This window comes from Candidatus Accumulibacter vicinus (assembly GCF_000584955.1).
Classification (GTDB): domain Bacteria; phylum Pseudomonadota; class Gammaproteobacteria; order Burkholderiales; family Rhodocyclaceae; genus Accumulibacter; species Accumulibacter vicinus.
The window spans coordinates 4,091-4,633 of record NZ_JDSS02000049.1 but is presented as its reverse complement, the minus strand read 5'-3'; the positions used below and the strand labels follow the sequence as shown (position 1 = coordinate 4,633).

At 64.3% G+C, this 543-nt stretch carries 2 protein-coding genes; both read left to right on the top strand.

Translation table 11 applies throughout. The annotated features are described in order from the left end of the window. Window positions 1–81 precede the first annotated feature (81 nt). Window positions 82–285 carry a hypothetical protein gene (locus CAPSK01_RS19610; protein ID WP_273704138.1) on the top strand — a complete coding sequence of 68 codons (204 nt, stop codon included), beginning with the start codon at window positions 82–84 and terminating at the stop codon, window positions 283–285. Continuing rightward, entirely contained in the window at window positions 282–521 is a 240-nt protein-coding gene (locus CAPSK01_RS19605; protein WP_034930795.1) for a Lar family restriction alleviation protein, read from the top strand. The genes CAPSK01_RS19610 and CAPSK01_RS19605 overlap by 4 nt, the downstream gene beginning before the upstream one ends. Window positions 522–543: the final 22 nt, after the last annotated feature.

Sequence of the window (543 nt, the reverse complement as noted above, 5' to 3'; positions counted from 1 at the left end):
CCGTTCGAGCGACCTGTTGGGCGGCTGTAGCCGAAGCGAGAAGGAGCGAGCATGCAAGCGGTTTGGGACAAGGAGCGACAGATGCTGACACTGCCAAAGCATGGCATCCCGCGCCCCGAATGGGAGCGCAGGTTTTGCGACGAGGTGAAGCGCGCGACAGAAGCGGGCGACGACGTGGCTGCGGCTGAGCTTGAGAGCTGGCCCGAGGCCGACGACGACTGGTTGACAGTGACGCCGGAGGATGCGGCGAGCGAAAACCTGAGCTACTGGACAGACGACGAATGAACCCGCTGAAGCCCTGCCCGTTTTGCCTGACCGAAGGCGATGAACGGCTGATAGAGCTGTGGGACACGTTCGATGCTGGACACATTGCGCACATTCACTGCACGCACTGCGGCGCTGATGGCCCGAGTGTGTACGGCGAGATGGGCGCGGCGCCGACGATTGCCCGCGCACGCTCGATGTGGAACGGGCGGGCCGAGTACCTGAAGACGCCCAACGCCGAAGCTCACCGGCCGTAGGTCCGGTGGAGCGACCAGTTAG